15 protein-coding genes and 1 pseudogene are annotated in these 16,227 nt (G+C 70.9%); 11 read left to right on the forward strand and 5 right to left on the reverse strand.

Features of this window, described 5'->3' with window-relative positions; translation table 11 throughout:
• Window positions 1-162 precede the first annotated feature (162 nt).
• Entirely contained in the window at window positions 163-1,038 is an 876-nt protein-coding gene (locus OG266_RS01625) for a helix-turn-helix transcriptional regulator (protein WP_371541826.1), read from the forward strand.
• A gap of 26 nt (window positions 1,039-1,064) precedes the next feature.
• Here OG266_RS01625 and OG266_RS01630 read toward each other — a convergent pair whose 3' ends face one another.
• Complete coding sequence (locus OG266_RS01630) at window positions 1,065-1,529, reverse strand: MarR family winged helix-turn-helix transcriptional regulator (RefSeq protein WP_371541828.1); 465 nt, start codon at window positions 1,527-1,529, stop codon at window positions 1,065-1,067.
• A 171-nt stretch (window positions 1,530-1,700) separates the two neighbouring features.
• On the opposite strand from OG266_RS01630, the gene OG266_RS01635 reads away from it, so the two are divergent.
• The 5 genes and pseudogenes from OG266_RS01635 to OG266_RS01655 all read left to right on the forward strand — a co-directional run bounded on the left by OG266_RS01635 (window position 1,701) and on the right by OG266_RS01655 (window position 6,826).
• A complete protein-coding gene (locus OG266_RS01635; protein WP_371541831.1) occupies window positions 1,701-2,540 on the forward strand; it encodes an SDR family NAD(P)-dependent oxidoreductase in 840 nt (279 codons plus the stop codon).
• Between the two features lie 42 nt (window positions 2,541-2,582).
• A pseudogene (locus OG266_RS01640) lies at window positions 2,583-2,720 on the forward strand (short-chain dehydrogenase); the annotation flags it as partial.
• Window positions 2,721-2,919: 199 nt separating this feature from the next.
• Window positions 2,920-3,591: a winged helix-turn-helix domain-containing protein gene (locus OG266_RS01645; protein WP_371541834.1), complete on the forward strand. Its 672-nt coding sequence runs from the start codon at window positions 2,920-2,922 to the stop codon at window positions 3,589-3,591.
• A complete protein-coding gene (locus tag OG266_RS01650; RefSeq protein WP_371541836.1) occupies window positions 3,588-4,898 on the forward strand; it encodes a sensor histidine kinase in 1,311 nt (436 codons plus the stop codon). Before OG266_RS01645 ends, OG266_RS01650 begins: the two co-directional genes overlap by 4 nt.
• A complete protein-coding gene (locus OG266_RS01655; RefSeq protein ID WP_371541838.1) occupies window positions 4,895-6,826 on the forward strand; it encodes a glycoside hydrolase family 9 protein in 1,932 nt (643 codons plus the stop codon). The genes OG266_RS01650 and OG266_RS01655 overlap by 4 nt, the downstream gene beginning before the upstream one ends.
• A 35-nt stretch (window positions 6,827-6,861) precedes the next feature.
• Here the strand turns inward: OG266_RS01655 and OG266_RS01660 are convergent, their stop codons facing one another.
• From OG266_RS01660 to OG266_RS01675, 4 genes are all read right to left on the reverse strand, one after another.
• Window positions 6,862-7,392: a GNAT family N-acetyltransferase gene (locus OG266_RS01660; RefSeq protein ID WP_371541841.1), complete on the reverse strand. Its 531-nt coding sequence runs from the start codon at window positions 7,390-7,392 to the stop codon at window positions 6,862-6,864.
• Window positions 7,393-7,467: 75 nt separating this feature from the next.
• Complete coding sequence (locus OG266_RS01665; protein WP_371541843.1) at window positions 7,468-8,250, reverse strand: DeoR/GlpR family DNA-binding transcription regulator; 783 nt, start codon at window positions 8,248-8,250, stop codon at window positions 7,468-7,470.
• 51 nt (window positions 8,251-8,301) lie between these two features.
• Window positions 8,302-9,315 carry a 4-hydroxythreonine-4-phosphate dehydrogenase PdxA gene (pdxA, locus tag OG266_RS01670; RefSeq protein WP_371541847.1) on the reverse strand — a complete coding sequence of 338 codons (1,014 nt, stop codon included), beginning with the start codon at window positions 9,313-9,315 and terminating at the stop codon, window positions 8,302-8,304.
• 39 nt (window positions 9,316-9,354) lie between these two features.
• The gene (locus tag OG266_RS01675; RefSeq protein ID WP_371541850.1) at window positions 9,355-10,599 is read right to left on the reverse strand and encodes a four-carbon acid sugar kinase family protein; all 1,245 of its coding nucleotides are present in this window, start codon (window positions 10,597-10,599) and stop codon (window positions 9,355-9,357) included.
• 369 nt (window positions 10,600-10,968) lie between these two features.
• Between OG266_RS01675 and OG266_RS01680 the strand changes: the two genes are divergently transcribed.
• The 5 genes from OG266_RS01680 to OG266_RS01700 all read left to right on the forward strand — a co-directional run bounded on the left by OG266_RS01680 (window position 10,969) and on the right by OG266_RS01700 (window position 16,211).
• Window positions 10,969-11,949 carry an aldo/keto reductase gene (locus tag OG266_RS01680; RefSeq protein ID WP_371541853.1) on the forward strand — a complete coding sequence of 327 codons (981 nt, stop codon included), beginning with the start codon at window positions 10,969-10,971 and terminating at the stop codon, window positions 11,947-11,949.
• Between the two features lie 28 nt (window positions 11,950-11,977).
• Entirely contained in the window at window positions 11,978-12,763 is a 786-nt protein-coding gene (locus OG266_RS01685) for an HpcH/HpaI aldolase/citrate lyase family protein (RefSeq protein ID WP_371541856.1), read from the forward strand.
• Window positions 12,763-13,716 carry a phosphoglycerate dehydrogenase gene (locus OG266_RS01690; RefSeq protein WP_371541859.1) on the forward strand — a complete coding sequence of 318 codons (954 nt, stop codon included), beginning with the start codon at window positions 12,763-12,765 and terminating at the stop codon, window positions 13,714-13,716. The genes OG266_RS01685 and OG266_RS01690 overlap by 1 nt, the downstream gene beginning before the upstream one ends.
• Window positions 13,717-13,801: 85 nt before the next feature.
• On the forward strand, window positions 13,802-15,229 hold the full coding sequence (locus OG266_RS01695) for an Nramp family divalent metal transporter (protein ID WP_371541861.1): 1,428 nt from the start codon (window positions 13,802-13,804) through the stop codon (window positions 15,227-15,229).
• A gap of 226 nt (window positions 15,230-15,455) precedes the next feature.
• Window positions 15,456-16,211, forward strand: coding sequence for an Atu4866 domain-containing protein (locus OG266_RS01700; RefSeq protein ID WP_371541864.1), 756 nt, complete (start codon window positions 15,456-15,458; stop codon window positions 16,209-16,211).
• Window positions 16,212-16,227: the final 16 nt, after the last annotated feature.

Raw genomic sequence — 16,227 nt, forward strand, 5'->3', positions numbered from 1 at the left:
CCGGTCGTGGACAAATGCACCAGGTGCCACTCGCTTCACACAGAGTGATGCGCCGTCGCCGCCAGCCGGTCACCTGCGCCACCCAGGGAGCCGTAATCCTGGGTGCAATGCACCCACCGTCGGCAGAACTTTTCGGGGCGTTTTCCGCCTAGCCTCGGCAGCATGGACGATGACACGCGCCTTGACTCGGTTGAAGGGCTGGGTCAGTTCCTGCGCTCCCGCAGGGAACGCCTCAGCCCCATGGCAGCCGGGCTGCCCAGCGCTGGCCGCCGAAGGGTGCCCGGCTTGCGGCGTGACGAGGTGGCGGCGCTCGCCGGTGTCAGCCTGAGCTACTACAGCCGGCTCGAGCAGGGCCGGGAACTCAGCCCCTCACTCCGGGTGCTGGAGGGCATGGCCCGTGTGCTGCAACTCGGGGATGAGGAGAGGCGGCAGCTCTTCCGGCTGGCCCAGCCCGCAGGACGCCGTACGAAGTCGCCCTTCCGGGTCGAGCGTGTCCGCCCGCACCTGCGGCAACTGATCGAAAGCTGGACCAGGACGCCCGCCTTCATCATCGGGCACGCCCAGGACCTGCTGGCGACCAACGCGTTGACCGATGCCCTCTACCGTGACTTCGCGCAGCACGACAACGTGCTGCGCATGCTCTTCCTGGACCCCGCGGCGAAGACCTTCTACCGGAACGCGGAGCGGGCCAAGCATCGTGCGGTCGCCGACCTTCAGCAGACCGCCGCGAGCACCCCCGAGGATCCCCGCATCCTGCAGCTCGTCGGCGAACTGTCGGTGCGCAGCGGCGAGTTCCGCTCCCTGTGGGCACGCGAGTACACCCGGGTCCCGCCCTACGACGTCAAGCAGATGTACCACTCCAGCGTGGGAGACCTGGAGTTGCGGCATGAGGCCCTCAACATCCGCAGCGCTCCGGGACAGCAGCTCGTGATCCTTCAGGCCGAGCCGGGCTCGCCCTCCGCGGACGGCCTGGCGCTGCTGGGCTGCATCAGCGCACCCGAAGTACCTCACCAGCAGGACCCCGCCCACGGCGCCTGAGCGCGCGGAGAACAACCGGCCGCCGTTTACCGCGCATTTCTCTCGACGGCATCCAGAATTCGGTCCATAAGGTCACCGAAAAGATGTGCCTCGTCGGCTGTCAGCGGATCGAAAACAAGTTTCCGCACGTATTCCGCGTGTTTGGGTACGGCGGCATCGATCGCTTCCCGGCCCTTTTCCGTGAGCCGCACCATGGAGCCGCGGGCATCATCGGCACAGGCCTCGCGCGTGACGAGTCCCCGCTTCTCCATGCGGCTGATCTGGTGGGACAGACGGCTGCGTTCCCAGCCGACCTCGACTCCGAGATCCCTCGCCCGCAGCAGGCCGTCGGCGGACTCGGACAACGGCGCCAGGAGGGCGTAGTCCGCCGCCGAAAGGCCGGAATCCTGATGCAACTGCTGATCCTGGACCCGCTGGAGCTCGCGGCGCAGCCTCCGGTACTTCGCCCAGACATCGGCTTGGTGCGGGGTGAGCCATCGCGGTTCGGACATGCCCTCACCGTACCAGTTTGTTGACATGTCACTGATCTTCTGGGCCTCCCCTCTTCGTGGGTGCGGGACTCCCAGGAAAACCGCAGCCTTCATAGCGCTGTAGCCGGCGGACACACTCGAATACGTCAACAGGAAATCCCCGAAAAGGGGAAGCGACGAAAGAGGTTTCCCATGGCTACGTGGTTTGTCACCGGCGCCTCCCGCGGAATCGGTGCGGAAATCGCCCACGCCGCCCTGGCAGGCGGTAACAATGTCGTGGTCGCCGTACGGAATCCGGAGCGCGTGCCGGACGATCTGAAGAACTCCGGCAAGGTCTTCGCGGTCGCCCTGGACGTCACGGACAACGACAGCACCCCGCAGGCGGTCGAGGCCGCCGTGGACCGGTTCGGCGGCATCGACGTCCTGGTCAACAACGCCGGCCGCGGCTTGCTCGGCGCGTTGGAGGAGATCACCGACGCGGAGGCCCGGTCGCTGTTCGACCTCAATGTCTTCGGCCTGATCAACGTCACCCGTGCCGTACTGCCCGTCATGCGCAAGCAGGGGTCCGGCAGGCTGGTGCACATCGGCTCCCGCTCGGGCTTCGAGGGCGAGCCCGGCGTCAGCCTGTACTCCGCGTCGAAGTTCGCGGTCGCCGGCATCAGTGAAGCTCTCTCCGCCGAAATGGCGCCGTTCGGTGTCCAGTCGATGGTGGTCGAACCGGGCGTCTTCCGCACCGACTTCCTCGACGCCAGCTCTCTGTCGGTCGCCGCGAACCGCATCGCCGACTACGACGACACCCCCGCCCACGTGACGCTGGACTGGATCGACCGGGCCAACCACGCCCAGCTCGGCGACCCCGTCAAGGGCGCCGCCCTCATCGTCGAGGTGGCGTCCACCGACAAGCTGCCCACGCATCTCTACCTCGGGCGCGACACCCTGGAGCGGCTCGAGGTCAAGTACCAGCAGGTGCAGGACGACCTCGCCCCGTGGCGCGAGAAGTCCGCCGCCACCGCGCACAGCGACGTCGCCTGACGCACCGCCAGTAACCGTTCCCAGCAAAGAGATTGAGGTTTTGTGATGTCTGCTGCTCTGCTCACCGGTACTCCCCTTGCCGGACGTGTCGCTGTCGTCTCCGGCGCCTCCAGCGGCATGGGTGCTGTCACCGCCGAACGCCTCGCCGAACTCGGCGCCACCGTGGTCGTACTGGCCCGGCCCGGCCGTACCCCCGACAAGGCGGGTGCCCTGGAGCTGTACACAGTGTTGCGGGCCGTCTCTCCCGATTTCCATGCGGTGATCCACTGGCGGGCGGCCGACGGCGGTCTCGTCACCACGTACTCCCTGATGCAGCAGCTGGGAGCCCCGCCTGGTGGCCGATGAGTGGCTGGCCGAGGAGCCGTCTAAGCTCCCGGCCATGCGCGTATTGGTCTTGGAGGACGACCCCGACCTGGGGCCCGTCGTCGCTGCTCAGCTGCGTGGTGCGGGGTTCGCGGTGGACCTCGCGCGGACGCTGGCCGAAGCGGATCTCAAGCTCTCCGTCAACAGCTACGACTGTGTCGTGGCCGACCGCTCGGTTCCGGACGGTGACTCGCTCACGCTCCTCGCGGCACATCGGCGGAACGGATCGGCGCTGCCCTTTCTGCTGCTGACGGCGCTGGACGCGGTGAGCGACCGGGTGGCCGGCTTCGAACACGGGGCGGACGACTATCTGGTCAAGCCCTTCGCCTTCGCCGAACTGGTCGTACGGGTACGTGCGTTGTGCCGCAGGGAGCAGCCCGCGCGGCTGCCGGTGCTGCGGGCGGGTGATCTGGAGGTCGATCTGCCACGGCGCCGTGTGTCCAGGGCCGGGGTGCTGCTCAGCCTGTCGGCCAAGGAGTTCGCGGTCCTTGAGCTGCTGATGCTGCGCGCGGGCGAGGTGGTGACACGCACCGAGCTGATCGAGAGCTGCTGGGACGAGGCGAGTGAGCCGATGTCCAACGTGGTGGACGTCCTGATCGGCCAGCTGCGACGGCGGCTCGGGCCGCCCGATCCGATCGGGACGGTGCGCGGCGTCGGCTACCGGCTGGGCGACGAGGCGCAGGCGTGATCCGCCGGGGCAAGGCGTCCTCCCTCTCCCCCGCCGTGGCCCGGCTGCGGCGCACCCGTCGGTTGATGACCCTCCTGTTCGCCTCGACGACCGCCGCCTGTCTCGTCGTACTCGCCACCGTCGCCGTCCGCATCGATGCCGGATCCCGCCGCTCCGGCCTCGACCACGAGGCCGGCAGCCGCGCCGTCGGCCTGTCGCGGGCGGTCTGGTTCGACGCGGGGACGCTGCACCTGGACCCGCTGAGTGAGGACGAACTCGCCCAGGGCGCACAGGTGTTGGCCGTGCTGCAGGCGGCGCCGGGCGAATCGCCGTCGCTTCGGAACGTCGTTCCCGCGCGCTCCGCGCTGCCCGGTCAGGACCGGCTCGACCAGGTCTGGCAGAGCGTCCTGGAGGAACAGGACACCGTCCTCGTCAGCGCCCCTTCCGCAGACGGCGGGCGGCTGAGGTGGGCGGCGGCTCCGGTCTGGGACGGAGACCGGATCGGTGCGGCCGTGCTGGTGGGCACGGAGTTGGCGCGCAGCGAACACGATCACGAGGTACTGGTTCGCTGGTTGGCGCTCGGCTGCACGGCTCTGGTCTGCTGCGCGGCGGCCGTCGGCCATCTTCTGTCGGGCCGGGCCATGCGGCCCGCTCTGCGCGGGCTGGGGCAGCAGGAGCAGTTCCTGGCCGAAGCGGCACACGAGCTGCGGACGCCGCTGGCCACGTTGCGGCTCGTGGTGGAGCGGGGTGGTTCTTCCGACGAGGCGCTACGGCTGGTGGACCGGCTGAGCCGACTGGTCACCGGGCTGCTCGCCAGGGCCCGTATGGAGGCCGGTGCACACCGGGCCGAGCTGGTACCCCTGCGTCTCGACCAGTTGGTGGAGACCACGGTCGATGAGCTGCCGGACCATGAGAGCGTCACCGTGAGCTCCGAGCCGGTGGTGGTGCTCGGGGATCCCGACCTGCTGGCCCAGGCGGTACGGAACCTGGTGGAGAACGCCCAGAGGCATGGCGGCCCGGCCGGGTCGCCGGTGGAGGTCACCATCGCACCGGGCCTGGTCACGGTCCGCGACCATGGGGCGGGCGTGCCGCTCGCCGACCGGGATCGAGTCTTCGCCCGGGGTGTCACCGGGGGTTCCGGAGCCGCCTCGGGAACGGGGGCGGGGCTCGCGATCGTCCGCTGGGTCGCCGAGCTGCATCACGGCACCGCTCACCTCGCGGACGCGCCCGGAGGCGGTTTGATCGCCGAGCTCAGGCTGCCGACGCACACGGCCCACGCGTCGTCCTCATCTTCATCTCATGAAGGCCCCGGCACCGTGGGCGCATGAACTCATTGCGCAACCCTCGGCTGCTGGTCGGCACCGCCGCGGGACTTGGCACCCTGCTCCTCGCCGTGAACCTGCACGGTCTGCCCTTCGGCGGCGGCACCACGCCTGCCTCGGCCAAGGTGGCCATCCGGGTCGACCAGGTCGGCTATGTGCGCGGCGAAGCGAAGCAGGCCTACGTCATGGGGCCCTCGGCGGCTCTCGCGGGAGCGCGCTTCCAGGTCGTCGACGCCAAGAACAAGGTCGTCACGGCGGGGCGGCTCGGAGCCGTCACCGGCCGCTGGAACGCCAAGTACCCCTCGGTGCGCACCGCCGACCTCTCCGCGCTGGACACCCCCGGCACCTACCGCATCGTCCTGACCGGCACCGCGGCCGGCCGCTCCCCCGCCTTCCGGATCGCCGACGCCGACGAGCTGATGACCCCGCTCGTCCGGGACAACGTCCGCTTCCTGCAGGCCCAGCGCGACGGAGCGGACGTGCTTCCCGGTGCTCTGCAGCACGGGCCTTCTCATCTGGCCGACCAGGACGCGACCGTCTACGCCGAGCCGGAGTACGACGAGGAGGGCAACGAGCTGCTCGACGAGCTGACCCCGACCGGTGACCAGGTCGACGTCTCGGGCGGCTGGTTCGACGCGGGAGACTTCCTCAAGTTCACCGCCACCACCTCCTACTCGGTCGCCGAACTCCTGCTCGCACAACGCGACTTGCCGGTCATGGAGGAGCTCTCCGACGAGGCCACGCACGGGCTGGACTGGCTGGACAGGATGTGGGACGAGGACAGCGAGACCCTCTACGCCCAGGTCGGCATCGGCGCGGGCAACGAAGACGCACGGTCGGATCACGACGTGTGGCGGCTCCCGGAGGCCGACGACCGACTGGACGTATCCCCCGGCGATCCGGACTACACGATCAAGCACCGGCCGGTCTTCCGCGCGGCCGGCCCGGGTGAGCCGATCAGCCCCAACCTGGCGGGCCGGGTGGCCGCGGTCTTCGCCCTCGCCGCCCAGCGCGCGGCCGACACGGACCCGGAGGAGGCCCAGGCCTGGCTGGACAAGGCCGCCGCCGTCTACGACCTGGCCGACACCGGCCACGACCCCAACGAGCCGCTCGCCACCGCGTTCCCGGGCGCCTTCTATCCCGAGGACTCCTGGCAGGACGACATGGAGTTCGGCGGCGCCGAACTGGCCCTGGCCGCACGGGAACTCGGGGACGACCGGGAAAGCGACTGGGCCGACGCCGCGGCCGGCTGGGCCAGGGCCTACCTGGACTCCGACGTCAAGGGCACGCTCAACGTCGCGGACGTCAGCGCCCTGGCCCATGTCGACCTGGCCACCGTCCTGGACGACACGCGGACGAACGGGATCGGGGCCGAGGAACTGCACGAGGACCTGCGCCGCCAACTGGACGACGGTGTCGACCGCGCCGGGCACGACCCGTTCGGAGCCGGCGCCGTCTACGACGACTTCGACGCCGTACCGCACACCTTCGGACTGGTGGCCACCGCCCGCCTCTACGCCAAGGCCACCGGGGACACCGACTACGCGGCCTTCGCCGGGCGGCAGCGAGGTTGGGCTCTGGGCGCCAACCCCTGGGGAACCAGCTTCATGATCGGTGCGGGTGAGGTCTACCCGCACTGCCCGGAACACCAGTTGGCCAACCTGGCAGGCAGCCACGACGGGAAGGGCGCCATCCTGCGGGGCGCTGTGGTCAACGGCCCCAACGAGGCCTCAAAACTAGAGGAGTTGAACGGCTTCCCGACCATGAAGAAGTGCACGGCCGCCCCGCCGACAGGAGCCTGGACCGACTTCGACGGCAAGGGCGCGCGGTACGTCGACGACGTGGGCGCCTGGCAGACCGTGGAACCCGCGCTGGACTTCACCACGACCGCACTGCTGGCCTTCGCGCTGACCGCACAGGCCGACGACCGGTAGGCGCCCGTCTCAAGCCATGGTTGACGCGACTGGCCTCAGGGCCTCAGCAGGCCGCCCACCCACCAGTCGTGCGGATTCCCGTCGTTGGCGATCCCGCGGTTGCGCAACGTCCCTTCGAGGGTGAAGCCCAGCTTCTCGGCGACGGCACGCGAGCCGGTGTTCCCGGCCATGGCCCACCACTCGATGCGGTGGACGTCGAGCGTGGCCCACCCCCAGTCGCACAGGGCCTGCGCGGCCTCGACCGAATAGCCGTGGCCGCGCTGCTCCTTGACTGCCCAGTAGCCGAGTTCGAAGACACCTCGGCTCACCCTGGTGAGGCAGTACGAGCCGACGATCGCCCCGCTTCCCTTGCGGAACGCCCCGAGCGTGTAGTCCTTGTCCGTGACCCAGCCCTCGGGCAGGTCCACACGGACGCTCTTCTCGGCGTCCTCCCGCCGGTAGGGCACCGGAACCGGCGTATAGAACTGGATGTCCTCGTCCTGGCAGGCGTCATACACCGCGTCCACGTCGCCGGGCTCGAAGGCCCGCAGCACCAGACGGTCGGTCTCAAGAGTCACCGGATCCATTGCGGCAGTATGGACACCACCCGTCGGCGGCGACCAGCGAATATCCCCGGGCCGCTCAGGCTCGTGCCGGTTCCGTCACGTCCCCGCCGGCGGGGCGATCTCGACACGCACTCCGCGGGCCTCGAAGGCGCGGATCTGCGCGTCGGGCGCCGATGTGTCCGTGACCAGGGTCCATCCTTCCTGGAGTGTCGCCCACGCGTGGAACGGCTTGCGTCCCAGCTTGGCGCCGTGGGCCAGCACGTAGACGCGGTCGGCGCGGCGGGACATCAGTTCCTTGAGGCGGGTCTGGCGCAGGTCCGCCTCGCAGATGCCTCGGTCGACGGTGACGCCGTCGGCGCCGAGGAAGACCCGGTCGAAGGACATGTGCTCGAGCGCGGCCTCCGTGAGCGGGCCGACGAAACCCTGGCTGAGCGGGCGGAGCGTGCCACCGAGGCACTCGACGTGCACGCCCTCCGCATCCGCCAGGGCGTGCAGGGCGGTCAGGCCCGTCGTCGCGATCGTCAACTCCTTTGCACCGCGCAGCTCGTGGGCCAGCGCACCCACCGTCGTACCGGCGTCGAGGAGCAGCGTTTCGCCCGGCTCGACCTGCCGCGCCGCCCACTGCGCGATGGCCCGCTTCTCCTCGTACGCCTCACCCGTGCGCTGCCGCAGCGACGCCTCGGGGTGCGCGGACAGCGCCATCGCGCCGCCGTAGGTGCGTGCTAGGCGGCCCTCCGAGGTGAGACGGGCGAGGTCGCGGCGGATGGTTGAGGGGGTGACATCGAGGAGTTGCGAGAGTTCCTCGACGCTGGCGAGGCCGGTGGTCGTGGCGAGGTGGACGATGCGGTCGCGTCGGGCCTGGGAGGTGGTCGGAGGCATGTTCGGAGTCCTCTACGGTGCGGTGGTAACGGCGTTGCAGGGGACGGAGGTTCAGGCGACCGGGGCGGTCGGCGCCGTGGCCATCACGGTGGCCTGGCGCAGCGCCTCGACCATGCTACCGGCCTCGGCCACGCCCGTTCCGGCGATGTCGAACGCGGTGCCGTGGTCGACGGAGGTGCGGATCACGGGCAGGCCCACGGTGAGGTTGACACCCGCCTCGATGCCCAGGACCTTGACCGGGCCGTGGCCCTGGTCGTGGTACATCGCCACGATCAGGTCGTAGTCGCCGCGTGCGGCGAGGAAAAAGGCGGTGTCGGCGGGGAGCGGACCCCGGGCGTCGACGCCCTCGGCACGCAGCTTCTCCAGAGCCGGGACGATCTTCTCCTCTTCCTCTCCGTAGCCGAACAGGCCGTTCTCTCCCGCGTGCGGGTTGATGCCGCAGACGCCGATGACCGGGTTCGGGGTGCCGGCGCGGACCATCGCGTCGTGGCCGCGGCGCACGGTGCGCTCGACGAGGCCCGGCTCGATGCGGTTGACGGCGTCGATCAGGCCGATGTGCGTGGTGACGTGGATGACCTTCACCTTCTCGGTGGAGAGCATCATCGAGACCTCCTCGGTCCCGGTCAGGTGCGCGAGGAGTTCGGTGTGGCCGGGGTAGATGTGGCCCGCGGCGTGCAGGGCCTCCTTGTTGAGGGGCGCGGTGCAGATGGCGTGCACCTCGCCGGCCACGGCGAGTTCGGCGGCACGCTTGATGTACGCGTACGCGGCGTCGCCAGCGACCGACGACAGCTTGCCCCAGGGCAGATCGGCGGGGAGCAGGCCGAGGTCGATCACGTTGACACGGCCGGGTGTGAACTCGGCGTCGCGCGGGTGGTCGACGGCGGCGATCTCGCAGTCGAGGCCGAGGATCCGGGCGGCCTCGCGCAACCGCTGCGCGTCACCGATGACTACGGGGCGGCAGCGGGTCAGGACGGCGTCGTCGAGCAGGGCCGCGACGACGACCTCGGGGCCGATGCCGGCACCGTCGCCCATCGTGACGGCGATGAGAGGAAGGGGGGTGCTCATGAGGACAACTCCTAGGCGGGAGGCGGACGGTGACAGGTTTCAGGTGGCAGCGATGGCGGCGGCCAGGCGCGGCCGTAGCGCGACGGCGATGCGCAGCAGTGAGTCCTCGGCTCCGTAGCTGCCGGGGCGGGTGACGACGCGGCGGCCGTCGGGGGTACGGGAGTGGACGGCGCCGTGGTGGATCTCGCCGAACGGTTCCAACTCCCTTATGTCCAGGGCGTCCAGGGTCGTGCGGGCAGTCTCGCCGCCGGTCAGGACGAGGTCGGGGCGGCCCGGGTACGCGGCCGCGAGCGCACCCAGAGCAGCGCTGAGGGCCCGGCCCGCACCGGGACGCGGGCCTCCCGATCCGTCGATGGACAACACGGTCAGGGCAGGAGCGCCGCCGGTACGCGGCAGGCAGACCGTGCCCGCCGCCAAGTCGGCCGGGTCCAGCGGCACATGGTGCGCGCCGAGCGCGGCGAGGTGCGCGATCTGCGCAACCGCGCCGGGCTCGGCGGTCCCCACGACGAAGAGCAGCGGGGTGCCCTCCGGGGAGGGCACGGGCGAGGGTGTGACGGCCACGGGCCGCAGCAGCGCGCGCCCGAGCCCGGCCGCCAGACCACCGCTTCCCAGGAGCCGGAATCCGGGGCCGAGCCGCAGCGCCGCCGCGGCCACCGCGTCCAGGTCGGCGTCGGTCTCGGTGTCTGGCGCAGGGTGTGCACCGGATGCGGCGATCCGTCGGAACTCCGCTTCCAGCGCGGCGGGTTCGGACCGTACGACGTCGAGGGGGATCGTGCGGACCGGCAGACCGGACAGCGCCTCGGGCAGCGAGCGTGGCACTGGCGCGCGTTCCGCGCGCCAGCCGTCCGTGCGGTGCAGCGGAACTCCGTTCACGTGCACGACGCCGCCGGTCACGGTGCGCCCCGCCGCAGGCAGCGCGGGGGCGATGACGACGGCCTCGGCTCCCTCGGCGTACGCTGCCGCCTCCGCCGCGAGGTGGCCGCGCAGCTGTGAGTCGACCTTCTTGTACAGCAGGCGGGGTGGGCCGGTCCGCGCGGCGCGCAGCGCCGCCCGCACGGCGTACACCGCTTCGGCGCGCGTCAGGTGACGCGTGTCCAGGTCCACGACGAGATCGTGCGCGGCAGCGATCTCGGCCACGGCAACAGCGTTGAGCGACAGCCGGACCGGGCCACCGAGCGCACAGGCGGTCTCGGCCGCGCCGGAGAGGTCGTCCGCGAGCGCGACGACGTACGACGGTACGGGCGGCGAGACGGACGCAAGCGGGGGCGGGGACGGGGAAGCCACGGGGTCGATACCTCCTTGGGCGTGCCCGGCGGTGGGCGGCTCTGTTCGGATCATGGCATAAGTTGCGTGAAGTGCGCGAGACCCCTTGCGTGATTTACGCAGCCATGCGAGCGTTCCCATGGCGCCGACGACCGTCACCGCGGACCTCGGCGCCCTCGTGGATGCGACGCGTACGGGCTTACACGGCACATCGCACCGCACTTGGCCGCAGCGCGGCGCATCGTCGGGAACCACCGCGGCGACCGCCTGAGACCGGGTAGCCGCACGGCTGGGACCGGGCATCCGCACGGCACCACCGCGATGCGCACATCACGCATGGGACCGCGCACGAGCATGAGAACGCACCACCCGCCTCGGAAGGAACCCGCAGTGACCGTCGGCCTTGAACTCCCGCACGTCCCCGTCCCGTTGTCCCGTCTCGTTCTCGGCACGATGACCTTCGGTGACACGGCCGACCGTGCGACGGCCGCCGCGATGCTGGACGCCGCGCTCGATGCGGGCATCACCGGCGTGGACACCGCCAACGGCTACGCGGGCGGCGAGAGCGAGCGCATCCTCGCCGAGCTGCTGCCCGGCCGCCGCGACCGGGTGGTGCTCGCCACCAAGGCCGGCATCCCGCACCCCGACCAGGGCGAGTACGCGCCGCTCTCCGCCGAGGGCCTGCGTGCCGCGCTGGAGGGCAGCCTCAAGCGCCTGGGCACCGACCACGTCGACCTCTTCTACCTGCACCAGCCCGATCGCAGCACACCGCTCGCGGAGACCCTCGCGACCGTCGCCGAGTTCGTACAGGACGGCAAGGTCCTCGCCCTCGGCGTCTCCAACTTCGCCGCCTGGCAGATCGCCGAGCTGAACCGCGTGGCCGACGAGGTCGGCGCCCCCCGCCCGGTCGTCGCCCAGCAGCTCCACAATCTCCTCGCGCGCCGCATCGAGGAGGAGTACGTCGAGTACGCCGCCGTCACCGGACTGCGCACCATGGTCTACAACCCGCTCGGTGGCGGCCTGCTCACCGGCCGCCACAGCTTCGAACAGGCCCCGGAGGGCGGGCGCTTCGGCGACTCGAAGCTGGCCGTGATGTACCGCGAGCGGTACTGGAACGAGGACTTGTTCCGAGCCGTCACCGACCTCACCCGCATCGCCTCCGACGCGGGCCTGCCGCTGACCGAACTGGCCCTGCGCTGGCTCCTGTCACAGCCCTCCACCGACGCGCTGCTGCTGGGCGGTTCCAAGGTCGACCACCTCAAGGCCAACATCACCGCTGCGGCCGCCGGTCCGCTGCCCTCGGACGTGCTGGCCGCCTGCGACGAGGTCGGTGCCCGTCTGCGCGGCCCGATGCCCGCCTACAACCGCTGACCTCACCGCCCTCGCAATGGAGACGAACATGTCCGCAGGCCGCACTTCCGCCCAGTTCACCGCCGCGCTGCGCAACCGCGAACAGATCATCGGCTACTGGTCGTTGCTCGACTCGCCGATCGCCGCCGAGCGCCTCGCCCGCGTCGGCTACGACTACCTGGCCTTCGACGCCCAGCACGGCCTCTTCGGCTACCAGGGCATGCTGAACAACCTCCTCGCCACCGACACCAAGGGCTCCACCGCCGTCGGCATGGTGCGCGTCGAGGCCAACGACCTCACCTACATCGGCAAGGCCCTCGACGCGGGCGCGACCGGCGTGATCGTCCCGCTGATCGACAACGCCCGGGACGCCGCCGACGCAGTCTCCGCGGTCCGCTATCCGCCGCTGGGCCGTCGCTCGTACGGCCCGATGCGCTCCCAGCTGCGGATCGGCCCGAACCCGGCCGACGCGCACGAACAGACCGCCGTCCTCGCGATGATCGAGACGGCCGACGGCCTGGCCAACGTCGAGGAGATCTGCGCGACTCCCGGCCTGGACGGCATCTACGTCGGCCCGTCCGATCTGCGCCTGGCCATCGGCGGCGCGACCTCCACCGACCCTTCCGTACAGGAGGAGTTCGAGCAGGCCCTCACCCGCGTACGCAAGGCAGCAGAGGCGGCGGGCATCGCTGCCGGCATCCACAACGCCGACGGCGCGAGCGCCGCCCGTCGCCTCGCCGAGGGCTTCACGTTCGCGACGGTCGCGGCCGACGTCGTACATCTGCAGCAGATCGCGACGTCCCACCTGGAGGCGGCACGCGGTGGGGCGCGCTGATGCCGACCACGCTCATCACGACGCCCACCTTCGCCCGGCACTCGGCGCGTCCCTGGCAGATCCTGGAGGAGGCCGGAGCCGGTCCCCTGCGCCCCCGCGAGGACGCGGCGCTGCCCACCGCCGAACTCCTCAAGTACGTAGCGGAAGCTGACGCGTTGATCGTCGGCATGGACCTGATCACCGCCGAGGTGATGGACGCCGCACCCCGACTCAAGGTGATCGCCAAGCACGGCGTCGGCGTCGACACCATCGATGTGGCCGCCGCCCGGGCGCGCTCGATGCCGGTGGTGTGCGCGCCGGGCAGCAACTCCCGTGCCGTGGCCGAGTACACCTTCGGCCTGCTGCTGTCCGCGACCCGCTCCCTCGCCGCCTCGCACACCGCGGTGGCGGCGGGCGGCTGGCCGAAGCTGTTCGGCCCCGAACTGCACGGCAAGACGCTGGGCATCGTCGGCTTCGGCCGCATCGGCCGCCTGCTGGCCGGGTACGCCCACGCCTTCGGGATGGAGCTGCTCGCCCACGACCCGTACGTCTCCGACGCCGACGTCCACGCGCACGGCGCCGAACCGGCCGCACTCGACGCCCTGTTGGCACGCGCCGACGCCGTCAGCCTGCACACCCCGCCCGACCCGTCCGGCACCCCGCTGCTCGACCGCGCCCGACTGGCGGCGATGAAGCCGGGCGCGATCCTGGTCAACGCCGCGCGCGGCGGCCTCATCGACGAACGCGCGCTCGCCGACCTGCTCGACTCCGGGCACCTCGGAGCCGCGGCCCTCGACGCGTTCAGCACCGAGCCGCTGCCCGCCGACCACCCCCTGCGTACGGCACCCCGCACCCTGCTCACCTCGCACATGGCCGCCTGCACCCCCGAGGCCAACCAGGCCATGGGCGCGATGGTGGCCGAGGACGTCGTCCGCGTACTGGCCGGCAAGGAGCCGCGCCACCAGGCGCGTTGAGACGCCCCAGCACAGGTAATACGGCACCACCCTGTCCCCGTTCCGGATACCGGCGACGACGCCGGAAGATCCCTAAGGACCTCACATGGCCACCACGACCGACGGCGCCACGGCGGCGCCGCCACCCGCGCAGACCGACCCGTACGCCCTGCGCGCCGAAGACGCCCGCCCGGCCCCCGAGACCTTCCGCGGCCGCGTGCGCCAACTCGGCCCCGGGCTCGTGCTGTCCGCCGCCGTCGTCGGCTCCGGTGAACTGATAACCACCACCTCGCTCGGCGCGAAGGCCGGCTTCGCGCTGCTCTGGCTGGTGATCATCTCCACCGCGGTCAAGGTGTGGGTGCAGATGGAGCTGGCCCGCTGGACCATCCTCAACGGCAAGCCCGCGCTGGAGGGTTACAGCCAGATCGGGCCGAGGATCGGCCCGCTGAGCTGGATCAACTGGCTCTGGATCGGCATGGACTTCGCCAAGATGTTCCAGCGCGGTGGCATCATCGGCGGCACCGCGGCGGCCTGCTCGATCCTGCTGCCGATCCACGGGTCGGCGCTGAGCACCTCGTCCCTGACCATCTGGGCCCTCATCGTCACCGGCGCCGCCATCCTCATCCTGCAGACGGGCAAGTACCACATAGTCGAGCGGGTCGAGGTCATCGGCATCTCGCTCAAGACGGTCATCACCTTCGGCCTGGCACTCGCCCTCCCGTTCACCGCCTTCGGGTACGGCACCGAGCAGCTCGCCGACGGACTGAGCTTCCAGATCCCCGCGGGCACGGTCGGCATCGCACTCGCCATGTTCGGCATCACCGGTGTCGGCGCCGACGAGATGACGACGTACACCTACTGGTGTCTGGAGAAGGGCTACGCCCGCTGGACCGGCCCCGACGACGGCACCGAGCAGCGCGCCCGGCGGGCCGAGGGCTGGCTCAAGGTCATGCGGCTCGACGTGGGTGTGTCCTGGATCGTGTGCACCGTCTGCACCCTGTCCTTCTACGTGATCGGCGCCTCGGTGCTCCACCCGCAGGGCCTGGTGCCCGAGGGCAACGACATGATCACCACGCTGTCGCACAGCTACACCGACACGCTGGGCCCCTGGGCCGAGTACCTGTTCCTGGCCGGCGCGATCGCCGTCCTCTTCTCGGTCACCGTCGCCTCGTCGGCCAGCGTTCCCCGCCTGTGGACCAACACCCTCGGTCTGCTCGGGGTGATCGACTGGCACGACCTGCGCTCGCGCACACGCACCATCCGCATCCTCACCTGCTGCCTGCCCCCGGTGTGGATGTGCATCTTCCTGTGGGTCCAGTCCCCGGTCCTGATGGTGCAGATCGGCGGCATCGGCGGCGGCATCTTCCTGCTCGCGGTCGTGGTCGCGGTCTGGCGCCTGCGCTACACCGGCGTCCCGCCCCGCTTCCGCGCCAACCCCTGGCTGACCGGCGCCCTCGTCCTGAGCAGCGCGGCGATCCTCTTCCTCGGGGTGTACGGGGTGCTCAACACGCTCGGGCTCACGCCGGGCAGCTGAATCCGGCAGCAGGATGCGCTCGCGCCCCCGCGCACCGCCCGACGCTGGGTCGCCGCGCAAGGTGGGTGCCGAACTCCTGGGCACACGGCGACCTGGTTACGTTCCCCGGACGCGACCAGGCTGACGGTGAAGCAGCCGCAGGGAGCTGCCGACCCCGGTTCGGCCGGCGCGAGCGCGCTCGACGCATTCCACAGGCCGATGGACCCACTCACCTGAGGAGCAGGCGATGAGCGCCACCCACACGGACACCGTGAGCTGGAACAGCAAGGCCTTCGACGAGCTCGTCTCGAACGACACGGGACGCCCCGTCCTGTTCACCAACGCCCGGGTCCTGACGACGGACCCGCTGATCGGAACCATGCCCGGCTCCGACGTCCTGCTCGTGGGCGCCCTGATCGTAGGCGTCGGCCCCGGCATCATCACGGCGGCACAGGACGACAACGCCATCGTCGTCGACTGCACAGGCATGACCGTCGTGCCGGCCGTCGTGGACACCGTCGCCCTGGTCGGCGGACGTGGCCACCGCTCGGAGTACGTCGCGACGCTGACGCCGGGGAACGCCGGCGACCTGCTCGTCGTACCCGACGAACTCGCTCCCGACGTGGCGAGTGCGCAGGCCACGCTCCTGGCCCACCCGGAGCAGGTCCGCGCCCTGGTCGCGGCCGGCAAACCCGTCCTGTGGGCCGGCGCCGACGCCCCCGGCCGCCCCACCGCGCCCGTGGCAGGCATCCCGGCCGCCGAGGACATGACCGGCAGCCCACGGGTCGGCGTCTGGATCGACAAGAACGACTTCCTGCACCAGGAACTCACCGCCGACGGCCGCTACGACGAGACCCGGGGCGGCCGGCCACACGCCTATCAGGGCCGGTACTGGATCGACGGCGACCGGATCGACTACCTGGACGACCTCGGCTTCTGGGCCTTCGGGGAGTTCCAGGGCGAGGAACTGCACCACGCGGGATACGCGATGCGACTGGGCTGACCCGTTCGCCATACGG

It is taken from the genome of Streptomyces sp. NBC_00554, from assembly GCF_041431135.1.
In the GTDB taxonomy this organism is placed as follows: Bacteria; Actinomycetota; Actinomycetes; order Streptomycetales; family Streptomycetaceae; genus Streptomyces.